We start from the raw sequence: 14,599 nt of genomic DNA, 5'->3' as shown, positions 1-14,599 counted from the left end.
GCCGGCGCCGCGCCCGGCCACGGCCGAAGCCGCATGGCCCGGAGCCGGCGCCGCGAGAGCGGGAAGGTCTGTCAGGTCGCGCCGCGTCATGAGGCTTTGCGGCGCTTCAGCTTGGAGACCAGCGGCTCGAGCAGGCGGCGCTTGCCGCGCCGGGCTTCGCCCCGGCCGGTGAGCGCGCTGGCGATCTGGGTGAAGGCCTCGCTCGCCTTGCTGCCGGCCTGGACCTCGGCGATCATCTGGCCGTTGTTGGCGGCGGTGCCGAAGAGCTGGGCATCGAAGGGAATGGCCGAGAGCACCTCGGTGCCGAGGGTCTTGGCGAATTCGGCCGTGGGGATCTCCGGCCGCTTCGGCATGCCGACCTGGTTGAGCACCAGCCGGGCGCCGGCGTCGTTGGGGCGCGCCGCGCGCGCCAGGTCGATGAAGTTCTTGGCGTTGCGCAGCGAGGCGAGCTCCGGCTCGGCCACGATCACGAGCTCGTCCGCTCCGAGCAGGGTGCGCTTCACCCAGGCGCTCCACTGATGCGGCACGTCGAGCACGATGCAGGGCACGCTCGCCCGCAGCAGATCGAGCAGTTGCTCGAGCGCGGTCTCGCTCAGGTCGATGGTCCGGTCGAGCATGGCGGGCGCCGCGAGCAGCGCGAGATTGTCGCTGCAGCGCGAGAGCAGCCGGTCGAGCAGGGCGGAATCGAGGCGCTCGGGCGCGAAGATCGCCTCGGCGATGCCCTGCGGCGGGTCCTGGTTGAAGTTGAGACCGGCCGTCCCGAAGGCGATGTCGAGGTCGACGATCACCGTCGAGGCGTCGAGATTGCGGGCGATCGCCCAGGCGGTGTTGTGGGCGATGGTCGAGGCGCCGACGCCGCCCTTCGCGCCGGTCACGGCGATGATGCGGCCGAGATGGCGCGCCTCCGGCGAGACATAGAGCTCCGAGAGGGTCCGCAGCACGTCGAGCGTCTCGAGCGGGGCGATCAGATATTCGCTGACGCCGCGCCGGATCAGGTCGCGATAGAGCTGCACGTCGTTGACATGGCCGATGACGACGACCTTGGTGCCGGAATCGCAGCTCTCCGACAGGGCCTCGAGATTGGCGATCAGCGTCGCGGGGGCGGAGACGGTCTCCAGCACGATGATGTTGGGGGTGGGGGAGGCGCGGAAGGCCTCGACCGCGGCGACGGGCCCGCCCATCTGGATGCGGGCATGGGCCTTGTCCATGCGCCGGTCGGCCACCACCGCCTGCATCGCGGCGGCGACGGCCGGCGTCTCGCAGAAGGCCTGGAGGGTGACGCGCGGCAGCGGCGCGATGATCTCCTCGCCGCCGGCGGCGGCCGCCTGGAGCTCTCCCGCTTCGGGCAGCGTCATGACCCGCCTCCGACCGTCGAGTTGATCTGGGGCGTCGTCGTCCGGTACTGCGTCGACGGGTCCTTGCCCTCGCGGATCTTGGCGATGGCGCCCATCCGCTTGGCGATGTCCGGCCGGCCCTCGTCGCGGGCGCGCACCAGGTCGATCGGATCGGCGACCTGGGCCGCCAGGGTCGCCTGGGAGGCGCAGCCCAGGTTCCAGTAGGGCTCGTTCGAGGCCGAGAACTTGTAGTTCGAGCTGCCGAGATCGGTCGGCCACTGCCCGCATTCATGCGGCAGCGCGGCCTGCAGCGAGGCGAAGCTCAGCCGGATCGGCGAAGCCAGCCCGGGGTCCTGGACGGGGTAGCCGCGCACCGTCAGCGCGCCGGGCGAGACGCCGCCGCGCGCCAGCGCCGCGCGGATGCCGCCCAGCGTGTCCCGCGTCGCGCGGTCGCGCCTGTCCCCGGTCGGCACCTCGGCGACCAGCCCGCCCCGGCCGGAGCGGCGATAGTCGCGGGCGAAGGCGACGACGTCCTCGCTCTGGCGCAAATCGAGCCCCGCCCCCGCGCGGCCGACGAAGACGTCGAGATGGCGGGGCGCGTCGCGCAGGACGATCGGGTGCCGCTCGCGCACGTCGTCGGGGGCGAGCGAGGCCGTGGTCTCGCCCTTGCCGGCGCAGCCGCCGGCCAGCGCGCCGACGAGGAGGAGAGCCGCTGCCATCTGCGCCGCGGGCGGGCCACTCGACCGGGAAGATGCGATCATCGTCAAGCCATCCGTTCTTGCGTCACCCGGTCAGTCGGCGATGAAGCCGACCCGGCCCCGATAGGCCTGGGGGACCGGGCCGCCGCCGCTGCCGTAGATCTTGTTGAGCCGCCCGAGCAGGATCGCCTGGGAGTCGTGGGATTCGACGAAGCCGTCATCGGGGCGCTGCACCTGCGTCGGCTGCATCGGCTTGGCGATGTAGGGCGTTGCGGTGATCATCAGCTCGGTCTCCTCGCGCTGGTAGTCGCGGGAGCGGAACAGCGTGCCGATGATCGGCAGGTTCATCAGGCCGGGCATGCCGTTCAGCGACTGCTTGGTGACGCGCTGGATCAGGCCGGCTGTGGCGAGGGTGCCGCCCGAGGGCAGCTCGACGGTGGTGTCGGATTTGCGGACGCGGAAGGCCGGCATGTTGAGGCTTTCCTCATTGGCCCCGCTCAGGCGCAACTGGTTCTCGAAATCGAGCTCGGTCACCTCGGTGGCGATCCGCATGCTGATCTTGTTGTCGGACAGCACGATCGGCGTGAAGTTCAGCGCGACGCCGACCGGCTTGTATTCGATCTGGATCTGGCAGGTCCGGCGGTTGAAGGAATCATAGGAGCAGTTCTGGCCCTTGGGGGTGGGGACCTCGCCGCCCGCGGTGAACTTGGCGGTTTCGCCGGAGATCGCGGTCACGGTCGGCTCGGCGAGGACGCGCGCCAGGCCGGCGCGCTCCAGCGCGCGCAGGGTGAAGTTCTGGGAATTGCCGATGCCGGCGCCGATCGCCGTCGCCGAGAGCTGCTGCGGCTGCAGCGGGAAGGGGTTGTCGATCGAGGGCGTGAGCGAGAACTTGCCGAGCTTCCACTCGCCGGTGGAGTTGATGCCGAGCTGCTTGATCGCCTTGCGCGAGACCTCGGAGACGACGACCTTGACCATCACCTGGTCGCGCCCGCGGATCGTCAGCGAATTGATGACGGAGCCCTTGTTGGAGGTGAACAGGCCGCCGGTGACGCCGACGAAGGCGTTGGCGATGTCGACCGCCTGCGTCGCCTCGGAGGCGTTGGGCACCATGCCGACCAGCAGGATCGAGTTGCCGGCGGGCTTGACCTCGATCTGCGAATTCGGCAGCGCGGTGCGCAGCGTCTGGCGCAGGACGTTGAGGTCGCGCCCGACATTGATCTCGAGCGCGGTGATCTGGCGCCCTTCGGCGTCCATCACGAACATCGAGGTCGCGCCGTCGGCGATGCCGATGACGAAGAGCTTGCGCGCCGTGCGGACGACGGCGTTGGCGACCTTCGGATTGGCGACGAAGACCTCCTTGGCGTCGCGCGGCAGCTCGACCACGAGCGAGCGGCCGATCGACAGGTCGAGCTTGCGCGAGAGCGCGTGGTCGCTGCTGCTGACATTGAGGACCGGCGCGGGGCCGGTCGCCTGGGCGAGGGCGCCTTCGCCCGCGAGAGCGAGCAGGAGCGCGGCGGCGGCGCCGGCAAGGGCGGGGCGGGCGGGGCGGCGGGTCATGGCTTCACGCTCTTGGTGGTGACGCCGTAGCGCACCAGTGTCATCGCATTCTCGTTGCGGGCGGAGGCCTCGGCCGCTTCGCCGGCATCCTTCAGGCTGCGCAGCGCCAGGGAGAGCGAGCCGCTCTTCTGCGCCTGCACCAGCGTCTCGACCTGGCCGGGGTCGACCTCGAGCGTGGCGGTCTCTCCGACGACGACCTTCTCGCCGTTGCGCTCCTGGACGTTCTGGCCGATGGCGAGGACGCGGATGTTGCGCAGCAGGGTTTCGCTGACATGGGTCTCGCCGCCCGAGCCGCTGTCCGTTTCGCCGCGCGATGTCGCGATCACGTCGACCCGGTCATTGGGCAGGATGAAGCCGCCGGCCGTGCTGGCGCCGCGGCTGTCGGTCGCGATCGCGACGGCGCGCATGCCGGAGGGCAGCACGGCGGAGAGAAAGCCGGTGCCGTCGGTCTTGATCAGCTTCTCGCGGCGGATCGGCTCGGCGGCGAGCAGGGCGTAGCGCGCCACCTGGCCGGTGATCTCCTTCTCGGCCTCCGGCGCCTCGTCCTTGCGGATCACGCCGGCGGGCACGCTGGCGAGCGGCCAGTCGAGCCAGCGCAGGTCGTTGGCGGAGACGGTGTTGCCGACCGGGATCTCGCCATTCGCGACCAGGACCGGCACCGTCGGCGCCGGCTCGACCCTGGCGGCGGGGGCGGGCGCCTGCGAAGGTTTCTGGACGAGGAACGCCGCCCCCAGCCCTGCGGCCAGCGCGACGAGGAGAATGATGATGCGAGCGGGGCTCATTGACGTTCGATCCTCGGCCAGGCGGGGCTGGCCCTCGGCCGGGATCGTGTGGCGGAAACGTCAATTTATGGTTAATGAGAGGTATACTTGCGGCATTTCCTGCCGTAGCGGCAACCGAGCGCCTCAGACGCCGATCGCGGCCCGCCAGATCGCCGTCTCGGGCAGCACCAGAAGCGCGGCGAAAGCCAGCGCGATTCCGTAGGGGACGCCCTGATTGGCCGCATGCAGGCGCCGGGCCCAGCTCCAGCCTTCGGCGACGGCCGGCAGGGGCCGGGAGCGAAGGCGCAGGATGAACAGGGTCAGGATGCCGCCGAGGACGCCGGCGGTGGCCAGATAGGGCATGAGCTGGTCGAAGCCGAACCAGAGCGCGGTGGCCGCCGCGAGCTTGGCGTCGCCGCCGCCGATCCATCCGGCCGCGAACAGGCCGAAGGCGACGGTGAGCACGAGCAGCCCGGCAGCGAGATGCCAGCCGATGTCGATGGCGCCCAATCCCAGCAGGGCGGCGAGGCCGGCGAAGCCTGCGGCCAGGGAAAGGCACAGCCGGTTGGAGATCGTCATCGAGACGAGATCGCTCGCTGCCGCATAAGCCATGGCGAAGGGAAACAGGCCAAGGACAGCGACGAGGGGGAGCGACATCGGGAAGACCTTTCCGGCGGAGGCCCTGAAGAACAAAAACGCGTCCCCGTCGGAACAGGGACGCGTTCATGTGATTTCAGGAAATCACTTGACGGCGCCGTCGAGCTTGCCGCCGATCTTGCCGAACAGGCCGCTCAGGCTGGTGCCGAGGCTGGTCATCGCGCCGATGGCGGCGACGGCGATCAGGGCCGCGATCAGGCCGTACTCGATGGCGGTGGCGCCGGACTCGTCCTTGGCGAAGCGAGCGAAAAGCTTGGTCATGTTGGGAACTCCTCTTACCACGGTTTGACTGCTGCCTTCGCTCTAGGTGGCTTCGGTCAGCGACAGGACCGACATTAGCGAGCGCCTCTTGCCGAACTCTTAAGCGGATCCAAGAAGTGGCGAAGTTCGATCGGGATTTACTCTGTGGTTAACGGCGGATTTACAAATTAAAATGCGATAAATATTCAAGGGTTTGGGCGTGAAATAAGGTATTTAACGGTAAACAGTGGATTTAAACGGTCGGCGACACCTGGTTGAATCGGCGATTCCCGCTCGGGGAAAGAGCCTCGCCCCATGTGATTCCCCTTGGTCATGCCGCCGTGCGGCAGGTCGGAACGCTAGGTTGCCCCGGTTTAGGGTTTAATTCATCATTTTGCGCTTTGCTGGCGGCGTCGCAAACTTCGAGGCGCCCCATGTTCATTCTCCCGAGCCTGGCAGGACATCGTTCCCGCGCCTGCCGGACCCTTGCGGGCCTGGTGCTCGGATCGCTCCTCGCGGCCGGTTTGGCGCAGGCGGCGCCGCAGGACGGGGCGCTGGAGAGCGTCGTGGTGCTCGTCGACCACGCCAAGGTCGTCCGCCTTCCGGCGAAGGCGCAGACCGTCATCGTCGGCAACCCCGCGATCGCGGACGTCGCCGTCCAGCGCAATGGCGTGATGGTGGTGACCGGCAAGAGCTTCGGGGTCACCAACCTGATCGCGCTCGATGCGGGCGGCACGCTGCTGGCGGAATCGCTCGTGCGCGTGGGCGCGGCTTCCGATTCCGTCCTGACGGTCCAGCGCGGCATGGAGCGCCAGAGCTATTCCTGCACGCCCGACTGCCAGCCCTCGGTCCAGCTCGGCGACGCGCAGAAGTTTTTCGGCGAGGCCGGCGCCCAGATCACCAGCCGGAATGCGCTCGCCACCGGCTCCAAGTGATATCCTCCGCGAAGTGGCACCCGCGCGCCCCGCGCTTGGTAAACGAACCCTTCGCCTTGCCGCAGAGTAAGGCGGACCGCTTCTAACCGATCCGAAATTCTTTCGCGCTAGAAGGACTGCCATCGGGCGCGGGCCCGGCAGCAACAGCGGAACGCGGATCGGATGACGGCCAATCCCCATGCCGGCGGCGCCAGGCCTCCGGATCTCGGCAAGAGGCGGTTGATCGCCCGCTTCCGTCGCTCCCAGGACGGGGCGGCGGCCATCGAGTTCGGCATCGTCGCGCTGCCGTTCCTCGGGCTTCTCCTGGCGATCTTCGAGCTCGCGATGATGTTCTGGACCAACGAGGTCCTGGAGGAATCGCTGTCCAAGGCGTCGCGCCGCCTGCTGACGGGCGAGGCGGCCGGGCGCTACGTCTCCAGCGACCCGGCGGTCAACGCCGCGGCTTTCCGCAACGACATCTGCGCCGAGACGTCGATGCCCATGATCGACTGCTCGAGGCTCCATGTCGACGTGAAGGTGTTTTCCGATTTCGGCAGCGCCCGGAACCTGGGCAGCCCGATGAATGGCGGCGTCCTCGACACGAGCGGCTTCGGCTATGTGACGCCGCAGCCGAAGCAGATCGCGGTCGTCCGCGCCGTGCTCGAATACAAGCTGCTCTTCATGGGCTGGGCGGCGCCGGAGCTCGTGAATATCGGCGCGGATCGCCGCGGCCTGGTCGCGAGCGTGGCGTTCCGGGCCGAGCCCTATGTGGCGCAGCCCGCGGGAGGGAGCGGAACGTGATCGCGAGATTGCGCCTTGCCGGCCGGCGGCCCTGGAAACGGCTGCGCAGCGACGAGCGCGGCGTCGCCGCCATCGAGTTCGCCTTCGTGCTGCCGGTGATGCTGCTGGTGCTGTGCGGCATGGCCAACACCGTCTACGGGGTCATGGCCGCCCGCAAGGTCAGGCTGCTGACCTCGACCCTGGCGGATCTGACCGCGCGGGCCCAGTCGGTTTCGCCCAGCGACGTCACCGACATCTTCGGCGCCGCGGAGGCGGTCCTGATGCCCTATGACGCCACCAAGGCCGCCATGGTGATCACGAGCGTCGTCATCGAGGCGAACGGCGTCGCGCGCGTGTGCTGGAGCGCGGCTTCGTCCAGCGGCGCGGCGCTCAAGCGCGGGGATTCGGTGGTGCTGCCCGACAGCATCAAGGTCCCGGGCACCTCCGTGATCATGGCGCGCGCCAGCTATGATTACCGGCCCTTCGTAGCGTCGCTGCCGATGGTCGACTATGTCGTGCCGGCCGTGATCAAGCTCGGCGACGAGCCGGTCTATACGCGCCCGCGCGGCGGCATCGCCGCCGGCACCGGCAATATCGAGCAGGTGCTCAAGACGGATGTGAATCCCTGCCCCAACTACTGACCGGACGACGTCCGCGGCCGGTGGCGAGTCCGGCCCCGCGCGGGCCGTCAGCCGCGCAGCACCATCCGCCCGGTCTGCACCTCGTAGCCGCGCAGGCGGCCGAGGAAGGAGTTGCCGAGCAGGCTCATGGAGAGGGCGCCCGGCGGCATCACCACGGCGTCGACATTGCGCAGGACGATCTCGCCGAGCCGGATCTCGCGCAGCACGGTGCGGGTGGCGGCGACGCTGCCATTGGCCGTGTTCAGCAGCGTCCGGCGCGCGCCCTCGCCGGCCCGGATCCCGAGGGCGCGGGCGTCTTCGGCGGTGAGCGCGACGAGGCTCGCGCCCGTGTCGACCATCATCCTGACGCGATAGCCGTCGATCGTCGGATGCACGAGGTAATGGCCGCGATAATCGGCCGCCACGGCGAGAACGGCCGGGCCGCGCGATGCCGGGGCCGCGGGCGCCGCGGCCGGACCCTCGGCGTCGGGCGCCGGGGCGATCCAATGGGTGTAGGACAGGGCCGCGCCGATCACGGCCGCGGCGACGCCCAAGGCCCAGCGCGAGGGATTCGCCATGATGTCCGCTCCGGTTGTCGCCGCGGGGGCGGCTGCCGGGAGCTTGCCCGGTTTGAACTGACGAAGGGTGAACGCGCTGCCGGATCGGGCCGGAAACGCGGCGGGGAGGATTGCGCCGCGATCGGTCTCGATCCCGCTTACCGGCCTTGCGGAAAGCTGCGCCCGGCGAGAGCCGCGATCTCGGCCGCGCGCGGGATGCTCGGCTGCGCGCCGCTGCGGGTGCAGGCGAGGGACCCTGCCGCCAGCCCCTGCCGCAGCGCGTCGGCAAGCTCGCCGCCCTTCGCCAGCGCGGCGGCGAAGGCGCCGGTGAAGCTGTCTCCCGCGGCGACGGTGTCGACGACGGCGACCGCCGGCGCCGCGAGGCGCTCGCGCCGGCCGCCCTGCCAGGCGACGACGCCGGCCGCGCCCAGCGTCGCGATGCCGGCGATGCCCCGCTCGGCGTCGAGCCGCCGGACAATGGCGTCCGGCTCGCACTCCGGCCAGCCGAGCGACTGGGCGAGCACGCGCGCCTCGTGTTCGTTGACGACCAGGATGTCGAGCAGGTCGAGCAGGGCGGGTGCCGGCGCTCCGGCCGGGGCGAGGTTGAGGACGACGCGCCCGCCGGCGCTTTTCATCAGGCGCGCGGCCTCCAGGCAGGCCTCTTCCGGCACCTCGCGCTGCAGCAGCAGGATGTCGCCCGGTCCGGGCGCCATTTCCCGCAGGGCGTCGGGTCGCGCCCCGGCATTGGCCCCGGCGGCGACGATGATCTGGTTCGCGCCCTCCGGGTCGATGGCGATGAAGGCGGCCCCGGTGGGGGCCGGCAGGCGGGCGACATGGCGCAGCGCGACTCCGTCAGCCGCGAGCAGGGACAGCGCCGTCGTGGCGAAATCGTCGCGGCCGACCGCCCCGATCAATGTCACGGCGGCGCCGGCGCGGCGCGCGGCGAGCGCCTGGTTCGCGCCCTTGCCGCCGGGATGGACCGCATAGTCCGGCCCCAGCACGGTCTCGCCGGCGCCGGGCAGGCGCTCGACCCGCGTGACGAGGTCGATATTGATCGAGCCGAAGACGACGATCATCGGGCCAGGCCGGCGGCGAGGCGCCGCACGCCGGCGATGAAGGCGGCCTCCGGCGCAGTGACGGCGACTTCGATCCCCGCCGCGGCGAGGGCCGCGCCGTAGCTTTCCGCCAGAATGCCGTCGGCGACGAGATGGATGCGGCCGGTGCGGCCGAACAGGGCCTGGGCGCCGGCGATCTCCTGCGCCGCCAGCAGCGCGGAGAGGAAGGGGCCGACCGCGCCGCCGCTCATCCGGCCGGCGAGGACCTCGGTCCGCGCCGCGAAGGCGGCGTTGAGCAGGCCGGCCGGGCGGGCGGCCGCGGCGAGGCCGCGCGCGGCGCCGTCGCGGGCATCCTCGCCGCTGGGCTCCTCGGCGAGGCGCGCCAGGATCGAGTGGTTGCGCAGCAGCCCGTACACCTCGCCGGTCATGAAGCTGGCGAAGCGCGTGATGCGGCCGCCGCGGATCTCCGCCCATTTCGAATGGGTGCCGGGCAGGCAGGCGAGGCCGTCCGCCAGGCCGAGGCCGACGACCAGCGTCTCCTCGCCGCGCATCACGTCGAAGGCGCCGTCGTCGCAGCTCAGCCCCGGCAGGATCGTCGCCCGGGTCCCGGCGGCGAGGTCGACCGCGATGCCGGCGGCGGCGATCTCCTCCGGCGAGGCCGGGCAGGCGACATAGGGCGCCTCGACCCAGCCATTGCGGCTGCCGACCATGCCGGCCAGCACGATCGCGGCTTCGGGGGCGGCCCGGCGCAGATCGCCCGCCAGCGCCTCGAAGGCGGCCGGATAGCCGCCGGCCGGAACAGACTGGATGCCCTGGTCGGCGAGGCGTTTCTGCACGGCCTCGCCGCTCTCCGAGATCAGATAGGCGCGCGCGCGGGTCGTGCCCCAGTCGAGCGCGATCAGTGGTTCGGGCATGGCAGGCTCCAGAAGGGAGCGCGAATGTCCCTGCCCCGACGGGCGCGGTCAAGGCCCGCTTGCACCGGCTTGTCCGCCGGCCGCGGGAGCGCGAATCTCGGTGCGAATCCTGATTCGGGACACCCCATGCTCGCGCTCTCCGCCGCCGGCCTTACGGCCACGATCCTTCCCGAGGCCGGCGGCATCGTTTCGCGCCTCGACTGGCGGGCGCCCGACGGTCGCGACCATGCGCTGCTGCGCCCGCCCGGCGCGGTGCAGCCCTCGACGGCGGCGCCGAACCATTGCGGGACATGGGCGATGCTGCCTTTCGCCAACCGCGCCTTCGGCGGGGTCATCGATGATGGCGAGCGGCGCTTCCTCGTGCCCTGCAACGATCCCGGCGGCAACATCCACGGCTTCGGCTGGCAGGCGGAATGGGAAGTGCTGCGGTACGACCGCGCCCATGCCGTGCTCGAGCATCGCCGCAGCGCCGGCCCCGATCCCTATCGCTACCGCGCCCGGCAGGAGATCGGGCTCGGGGAGGACGGTATGACCGTCCGGCTCTCGATCGTGAACGAGGCCGACACGGCACTACCCTACGGCATCGGCCATCATCCCTGGTTTCCCTGCGCCGGCGATACGCGCCTCGTCATGCGGGCGCAGGGCGCGCTCGTCTTCGGCGCGGCCTTTCGCGCCACCGGCCGGCGGGATTTCGCGGATGGCGGGCCCTACGCCGTGCCGGAACCCTTCCGCCGCGAGGAGGTCACCGCCTGGAGCTTCCTCGGCTGGGACGGTCGCGCCCGGATCGAGACGCCGTCCTCCGGGCTCGCGATCGCGCTGGCGGCGAGCGGGAACCTGGACTGCCCGGTGGTCTGGGCGCCGGCCGGAGCGGATTTCCTCTGCGTCGAGCCGCAGAGCCACGCCATCGGCGCGCCGAGCGAGCCCGCCGCCCGCGCCGCCGCGCCGCTGAAGCGGCTGCGGCCCGGCGAGACGCTGGAAGGCTGGCTGCGGATCGCCCCGGAAGCGCTCGCGCCTCAGCGCCAGCCGGAACCGTAGCCGTATCCGCTCGGATAATAGGGCTGGTAGCCATAGGCGCTGGCCGGAATCGTCGGCCGCAGCATGATCGTGCCGCGCGCGGCTTCCCAGCCATGGCTGCGGTCCTGCTTCGCCGTGGCGGCGGCGCTGCGATGCGGCCTGCCCTGCGAGACGGAAGCCTTGGCGAGCTTCGCCTTGCCGCCATGCAGCTTGCCGGCAAGCGCCTTGCCGCCGATTGACTTGCCGCCGCCCGGCTTGCCGGCATGGGCCTTGGCGAGATGGGCCTTCTCGGCCTTGTGCGGCCTGGCCTTGGCGAAGCGGGAGAGGTTGTCGGGCGCGGCGCCGGTGAGCGCGATGCGCGTCTGGCCCGCGCCGTATTTCTTCACCAGCGCGAAGAGCTTGGCGGCGTTGGCCGGATGCAGCCTGATGCAGCCATGCGAGGCCGGGCGGCCGAGCGCGCCGACCGAGGTGGTGCCGTGGATGGCGTAGCCGCCGCGGAAGAACACGGAATGGGGCATCGCCCCGCCATATTTGCGGGAATACCAGTTCTTTTCGAGGCGCGTCGGCCGGTAGACGCCGTTCGGCGAGCGGAAGCCCTTGCGGCCGGAGGAGATCTTCCAGTCATGGACCTCGCCGTCGGGGGCGGTGACGGTCATGCGCTGGGCGGCGATGTCGACCCTCACCTCGACGCCGGCCTGGGCTCCGGCGGATGCGAGGACGGACAGCAACAGGGCGGCCAGGAGGCCGAGAACGCGACGCATCGCCGATACTCCGAAAACGCGACTGTTGAACGGGCGTTCGCGGGCTCTGGCGGCCGTCGCCCTTGACTCAAGGAAAGCGCGGGCGGCGCGGGCTGTAAAGCGGGAAGGCCGAACGTGGTTTCCGCCCGGGCGCTTCCGGGGCTCAGATCATCGGCAGCGAGGAGGGCTTGCGCCCGCGCGGGAAGGCGGCGTCGATCCGGGCGATGTCGTCTTCCGACAAGGCGAGGTCCAGCGCGCCGGCATTGTCCTCGACATGGGCGACGCTGCCGGCCTTGGGAATGGCGAAGACCGCCGGCCGGCGCGTCAGGAAGGCGAGCGCGACCTGCCGGGGCGTCGCGCCATGGGCGGCGGCGATCTCCGCCAGCACCCGCCCCTGCGCGCTGCCCGGCGCCGGGAAGTCGCGATGGCCGAACGGGCTGTAGGCGGTGACGGCGACGCCGTGCCGCTCGCACCAGGGCAGCACCGCATGCTCGATCGCGCGCTCGCGCAGATGGTAGAGCACCTGGTTGCAGGCGATCCGGCCCTTGCCGGCCGCCGCCAGCGCCTCGTCGAGATCGTCCTCGTCGAAATTGCTGACGCCCCAGGAGAGGATCTTGCCGTCCTGCTTCAGCGCCTCGAAGGCGGCGAAGGTCTCGGCCAGCGGATGCGGCCCGCGCCAGTGCAGCAGGTAGCAGTCGAGCCGGTCGGTCCCGAGCTGCTTCAGCGAGCGCTCGCAGGCGGCCCGCACGCCCTGGCGCGAGGCATTGTGCGGCAGCACCTTCGAGACCAGGAAGGCGGCGTCGCGCCTGCCGGCGATGGCCTCGCCGATGATCGCCTCGGAGCGGCCGTCGCCATACATCTCGGCGGTGTCGATATGGGTCAGGCCGAGATCGAGCCCGCGCCGGAGCGCCGCGACGGCCTCGCGCCGGTCGCCCTGCTCGATATACCAGCTCCCCTGGCCGATGCTGGAGACCGCCGGCCCGCCGGCTCCGAAGCTGCGCTGCATGGCTTCCTCCCGGCGTTCAGTAGACCTCGACCTTGAACCGCGCCTGGCGGATCTCGCCGTCATGGTAGCGCACCCGCGCGTCGAAGCCGTCCGGGCCGCGATAATCGCCGCGGGAGGTGTATTCGAAAGCGAGCGAGGGGCCGATCCGGCCGTCGCAGTGCCGGTGGTCGCCCGGTCCGTAGGCGGCCCTGGCGCTCCGCGTCGCCATCCTGACCGTGCCGTGGCGCGGCGCCGCGGTCAGGACCGCGGTCGGGCGCTTCACCGGCCGGCAGCGCGTATCCATCGTCATATAGGTCTGTTGCAGGAAGGTCGGCCTGCCGGCCGCGACGCGCTCGCCGCCGTCTTCGCCGGATGCCGCGACGCCCCGGGCGACGCAGCCGCCGAGCAGCCCGCACAGCAGCAGCATGGCCGGCGCCATCCTCATGACGGGGGCGTGCCGTTGGCCGAGAGCACCTCGCCGGCCAGGTAGAGCGAGCCGCAGATCAGGACGCGCGGCGGCGCCGGCCAGGCGCGCGCGGCGATGGTCCGCAGCGCCTGCTCGACCGAGCCTGCGGCCTCCGCCGGCAGCCCGGCGCCGCGGGCCGCTTCCGCGACCTCCTCGGCCGGGCGGGCGGCCAGCGAATTCTGGATCGGGACGGCGTAGAGCATCTGCGCCAGCCCCTTGAAATGGCCGAGCGTGGCGGCCGCGTCCTTGGTCGAGAGCAGGCCGGCGATCATCACCAGCGGCGCCGGGTTGCGGTCGGCGAGATCGGCCAGGGCCTGCGCCAGCACGCGCCCGCCATCCGGGTTGTGGCCGCCGTCGAGCCAGAGCTCGGCGCCCTCCGGCAGCAATTCCGCCAGATGCCCGCGCGAGAGCCTTTGCAGCCGCGCCGGCCAGTCGGCGTCGCGCATGCCGTCCTCGAAGGCCCGGGCCGGCAGCCCGCCATAGCCGGCCGCGCGCAGGGCCGCGATCGCCGTGCCGGCATTGACGTGCTGGTGGCGACCGGCGAGCCGCGGCAGCGGCAGGTCGAGCAGCCCGTCCTGGTCCTCGTAGACCAGCCGGCCGCCGGCCTCGTGGACGTTGAAATCCTGCGCGCCGATCAGGATCTTCGAGGCGCCGGCGCGCTCGGCCGCGGCTTCCAGCACGGCGGTCGGCTCCGGCTCCTGCGGCGCGATCACGGCGGGCGCGCCGCGCTTGAAGATGCCGGCCTTCTCGCCGGCGATCTTGGTGACGGTGTCGCCGAGATATTCGGAATGGTCGAGCGAGACCGGCGTCACCACGGTGCAGGCCGGATGCGCGACGACGTTGGTGGCGTCGTAGCGGCCGCCGAGCCCGACCTCCAGCAGGAGCACGTTGGCCGGGTTCTCGGCGAAGAGCAGCAGCCCCGCCGCCGTCGTCATCTCGAAGAAGGTGATGGGATCGCCGGCATTGGCGGCCTCGCAGCGCTCCAGCGCCGCGACCAGCCTGTCCTCCTCGACGAAGCGGCCGCCGCCGGGCGCGCCGAGGCGGATGCGCTCGTGGAAGCGCACCAGATGCGGCGAGATGTAGACATGCACGGACAGGCCCGCCGCCTCGAGGATCGCCCGCATGAAGGCGATGGTCGAGCCCTTGCCGTTGGTGCCGGCGACATGGATCACCGGCGGCAGGCGCTTATGCGGATCGCCGAGCCGTTCCAGCAGCGTCAGGATGCGGCCGAGCGAGAGGTCGATCAGCTTGGGGTGCAGCGCCATGAAGCGCGCGAGCAGCGTGTCGGACGACCCCATGATGCGGAA

17 protein-coding genes are annotated in these 14,599 nt (G+C 71.2%); 4 read left to right on the top strand and 13 right to left on the bottom strand.

The window, feature by feature from the left end; translation table 11 throughout:
• Positions 1–86 precede the first annotated feature (86 nt).
• The 6 genes from ACWH43_RS22155 to ACWH43_RS22130 form a co-directional block, all read right to left on the bottom strand.
• On the bottom strand, positions 87–1,355 hold the full coding sequence (locus ACWH43_RS22155; protein WP_158448440.1) for an AAA family ATPase: 1,269 nt from the start codon (positions 1,353–1,355) through the stop codon (positions 87–89).
• Positions 1,352–2,053 carry a CpaD family pilus assembly protein gene (locus ACWH43_RS22150; protein ID WP_260349246.1) on the bottom strand — a complete coding sequence of 234 codons (702 nt, stop codon included), beginning with the start codon at positions 2,051–2,053 and terminating at the stop codon, positions 1,352–1,354. The genes ACWH43_RS22155 and ACWH43_RS22150 overlap by 4 nt, the downstream gene beginning before the upstream one ends.
• Before the next feature lie 72 nt (positions 2,054–2,125).
• Positions 2,126–3,589, bottom strand: coding sequence for a type II and III secretion system protein family protein (locus ACWH43_RS22145; protein ID WP_158471818.1), 1,464 nt, complete (start codon positions 3,587–3,589; stop codon positions 2,126–2,128).
• Positions 3,586–4,371 carry a Flp pilus assembly protein CpaB gene (cpaB, locus tag ACWH43_RS22140; protein ID WP_158446786.1) on the bottom strand — a complete coding sequence of 262 codons (786 nt, stop codon included), beginning with the start codon at positions 4,369–4,371 and terminating at the stop codon, positions 3,586–3,588. Before cpaB ends, ACWH43_RS22145 begins: the two co-directional genes overlap by 4 nt.
• 123 nt (positions 4,372–4,494) lie before the next feature.
• Positions 4,495–5,007, bottom strand: a complete 513-nt coding sequence (locus ACWH43_RS22135) for an A24 family peptidase (protein ID WP_158446787.1) — start codon at positions 5,005–5,007, stop codon at positions 4,495–4,497.
• An 84-nt stretch (positions 5,008–5,091) separates the two neighbouring features.
• Positions 5,092–5,268: a Flp family type IVb pilin gene (locus tag ACWH43_RS22130; RefSeq protein WP_158446788.1), complete on the bottom strand. Its 177-nt coding sequence runs from the start codon at positions 5,266–5,268 to the stop codon at positions 5,092–5,094.
• 413 nt (positions 5,269–5,681) lie between these two features.
• Here ACWH43_RS22130 and ACWH43_RS22125 point away from each other — a divergent pair, with 413 nt between their 5' ends.
• From ACWH43_RS22125 to ACWH43_RS22115, 3 genes are all read left to right on the top strand, one after another.
• On the top strand, positions 5,682–6,182 hold the full coding sequence (locus ACWH43_RS22125; RefSeq protein WP_158446789.1) for a pilus assembly protein N-terminal domain-containing protein: 501 nt from the start codon (positions 5,682–5,684) through the stop codon (positions 6,180–6,182).
• Between the two features lie 162 nt (positions 6,183–6,344).
• The gene (locus ACWH43_RS22120; RefSeq protein ID WP_158446790.1) at positions 6,345–6,962 is read left to right on the top strand and encodes a TadE/TadG family type IV pilus assembly protein; all 618 of its coding nucleotides are present in this window, start codon (positions 6,345–6,347) and stop codon (positions 6,960–6,962) included.
• A complete protein-coding gene (locus ACWH43_RS22115; RefSeq protein WP_260349247.1) occupies positions 6,959–7,582 on the top strand; it encodes a TadE/TadG family type IV pilus assembly protein in 624 nt (207 codons plus the stop codon). The genes ACWH43_RS22120 and ACWH43_RS22115 overlap by 4 nt, the downstream gene beginning before the upstream one ends.
• A gap of 47 nt (positions 7,583–7,629) precedes the next feature.
• Here the strand turns inward: ACWH43_RS22115 and ACWH43_RS22110 are convergent, their stop codons facing one another.
• The 3 genes from ACWH43_RS22110 to ACWH43_RS22100 all read right to left on the bottom strand — a co-directional run bounded on the left by ACWH43_RS22110 (position 7,630) and on the right by ACWH43_RS22100 (position 10,087).
• The gene (locus ACWH43_RS22110) at positions 7,630–8,139 is read right to left on the bottom strand and encodes a retropepsin-like aspartic protease family protein (protein WP_158446792.1); all 510 of its coding nucleotides are present in this window, start codon (positions 8,137–8,139) and stop codon (positions 7,630–7,632) included.
• A 137-nt stretch (positions 8,140–8,276) separates the two neighbouring features.
• Entirely contained in the window at positions 8,277–9,194 is a 918-nt protein-coding gene (locus ACWH43_RS22105) for a ribokinase (protein ID WP_260349248.1), read from the bottom strand.
• Positions 9,191–10,087: a 2-dehydro-3-deoxygalactonokinase gene (locus tag ACWH43_RS22100; protein ID WP_158446793.1), complete on the bottom strand. Its 897-nt coding sequence runs from the start codon at positions 10,085–10,087 to the stop codon at positions 9,191–9,193. The genes ACWH43_RS22105 and ACWH43_RS22100 overlap by 4 nt, the downstream gene beginning before the upstream one ends.
• A gap of 126 nt (positions 10,088–10,213) precedes the next feature.
• Here ACWH43_RS22100 and ACWH43_RS22095 point away from each other — a divergent pair, with 126 nt between their 5' ends.
• Positions 10,214–11,122, top strand: coding sequence for an aldose epimerase family protein (locus ACWH43_RS22095; RefSeq protein ID WP_260349250.1), 909 nt, complete (start codon positions 10,214–10,216; stop codon positions 11,120–11,122).
• On the opposite strand, the gene ACWH43_RS22090 is transcribed toward ACWH43_RS22095, so the two are convergent.
• From ACWH43_RS22090 to ACWH43_RS22075, 4 genes are all read right to left on the bottom strand, one after another.
• Positions 11,101–11,862 carry a L,D-transpeptidase gene (locus ACWH43_RS22090; RefSeq protein WP_158446795.1) on the bottom strand — a complete coding sequence of 254 codons (762 nt, stop codon included), beginning with the start codon at positions 11,860–11,862 and terminating at the stop codon, positions 11,101–11,103. The genes ACWH43_RS22095 and ACWH43_RS22090 overlap by 22 nt on opposite strands.
• 142 nt (positions 11,863–12,004) lie before the next feature.
• On the bottom strand, positions 12,005–12,847 hold the full coding sequence (locus ACWH43_RS22085) for an aldo/keto reductase (RefSeq protein WP_158446796.1): 843 nt from the start codon (positions 12,845–12,847) through the stop codon (positions 12,005–12,007).
• 16 nt (positions 12,848–12,863) lie between these two features.
• Complete coding sequence (locus ACWH43_RS22080) at positions 12,864–13,253, bottom strand: hypothetical protein (RefSeq protein WP_158446797.1); 390 nt, start codon at positions 13,251–13,253, stop codon at positions 12,864–12,866.
• 14 nt (positions 13,254–13,267) lie between these two features.
• Complete coding sequence (locus ACWH43_RS22075; RefSeq protein ID WP_448153635.1) at positions 13,268–14,590, bottom strand: bifunctional folylpolyglutamate synthase/dihydrofolate synthase; 1,323 nt, start codon at positions 14,588–14,590, stop codon at positions 13,268–13,270.
• Between the last annotated feature and the right edge of the window lie 9 nt (positions 14,591–14,599).

The organism is Allobosea minatitlanensis (assembly GCF_964020775.1).
This window is presented reverse-complemented; position numbering and strand designations above follow the sequence as displayed.

Coding starts and splice junctions, on each gene's coding strand:
- ACWH43_RS22080 (WP_158446797.1), bottom strand. CDS start 13,253: ATGCTGCTGCTGTGCGGGCTGCTCGGCGGCTGCGTCGCCCGGGGCGTC.
- ACWH43_RS22130 (WP_158446788.1), bottom strand. CDS start 5,268: ATGACCAAGCTTTTCGCTCGCTTCGCCAAGGACGAGTCCGGCGCCACC.
- ACWH43_RS22155 (WP_158448440.1), bottom strand. CDS start 1,355: ATGACGCTGCCCGAAGCGGGAGAGCTCCAGGCGGCCGCCGCCGGCGGC.
- ACWH43_RS22145 (WP_158471818.1), bottom strand. CDS start 3,589: ATGACCCGCCGCCCCGCCCGCCCCGCCCTTGCCGGCGCCGCCGCCGCG.
- ACWH43_RS22090 (WP_158446795.1), bottom strand. CDS start 11,862: ATGCGTCGCGTTCTCGGCCTCCTGGCCGCCCTGTTGCTGTCCGTCCTC.
- cpaB (WP_158446786.1), bottom strand. CDS start 4,371: ATGAGCCCCGCTCGCATCATCATTCTCCTCGTCGCGCTGGCCGCAGGG.
- ACWH43_RS22095 (WP_260349250.1), top strand. CDS start 10,214: ATGCTCGCGCTCTCCGCCGCCGGCCTTACGGCCACGATCCTTCCCGAG.
- ACWH43_RS22085 (WP_158446796.1), bottom strand. CDS start 12,847: ATGCAGCGCAGCTTCGGAGCCGGCGGGCCGGCGGTCTCCAGCATCGGC.
- ACWH43_RS22105 (WP_260349248.1), bottom strand. CDS start 9,194: ATGATCGTCGTCTTCGGCTCGATCAATATCGACCTCGTCACGCGGGTC.
- ACWH43_RS22110 (WP_158446792.1), bottom strand. CDS start 8,139: ATGGCGAATCCCTCGCGCTGGGCCTTGGGCGTCGCCGCGGCCGTGATC.
- ACWH43_RS22075 (WP_448153635.1), bottom strand. CDS start 14,590: ATGGGGTCGTCCGACACGCTGCTCGCGCGCTTCATGGCGCTGCACCCC.
- ACWH43_RS22150 (WP_260349246.1), bottom strand. CDS start 2,053: ATGGCAGCGGCTCTCCTCCTCGTCGGCGCGCTGGCCGGCGGCTGCGCC.
- ACWH43_RS22100 (WP_158446793.1), bottom strand. CDS start 10,087: ATGCCCGAACCACTGATCGCGCTCGACTGGGGCACGACCCGCGCGCGC.
- ACWH43_RS22135 (WP_158446787.1), bottom strand. CDS start 5,007: ATGTCGCTCCCCCTCGTCGCTGTCCTTGGCCTGTTTCCCTTCGCCATG.
- ACWH43_RS22120 (WP_158446790.1), top strand. CDS start 6,345: ATGACGGCCAATCCCCATGCCGGCGGCGCCAGGCCTCCGGATCTCGGC.
- ACWH43_RS22125 (WP_158446789.1), top strand. CDS start 5,682: ATGTTCATTCTCCCGAGCCTGGCAGGACATCGTTCCCGCGCCTGCCGG.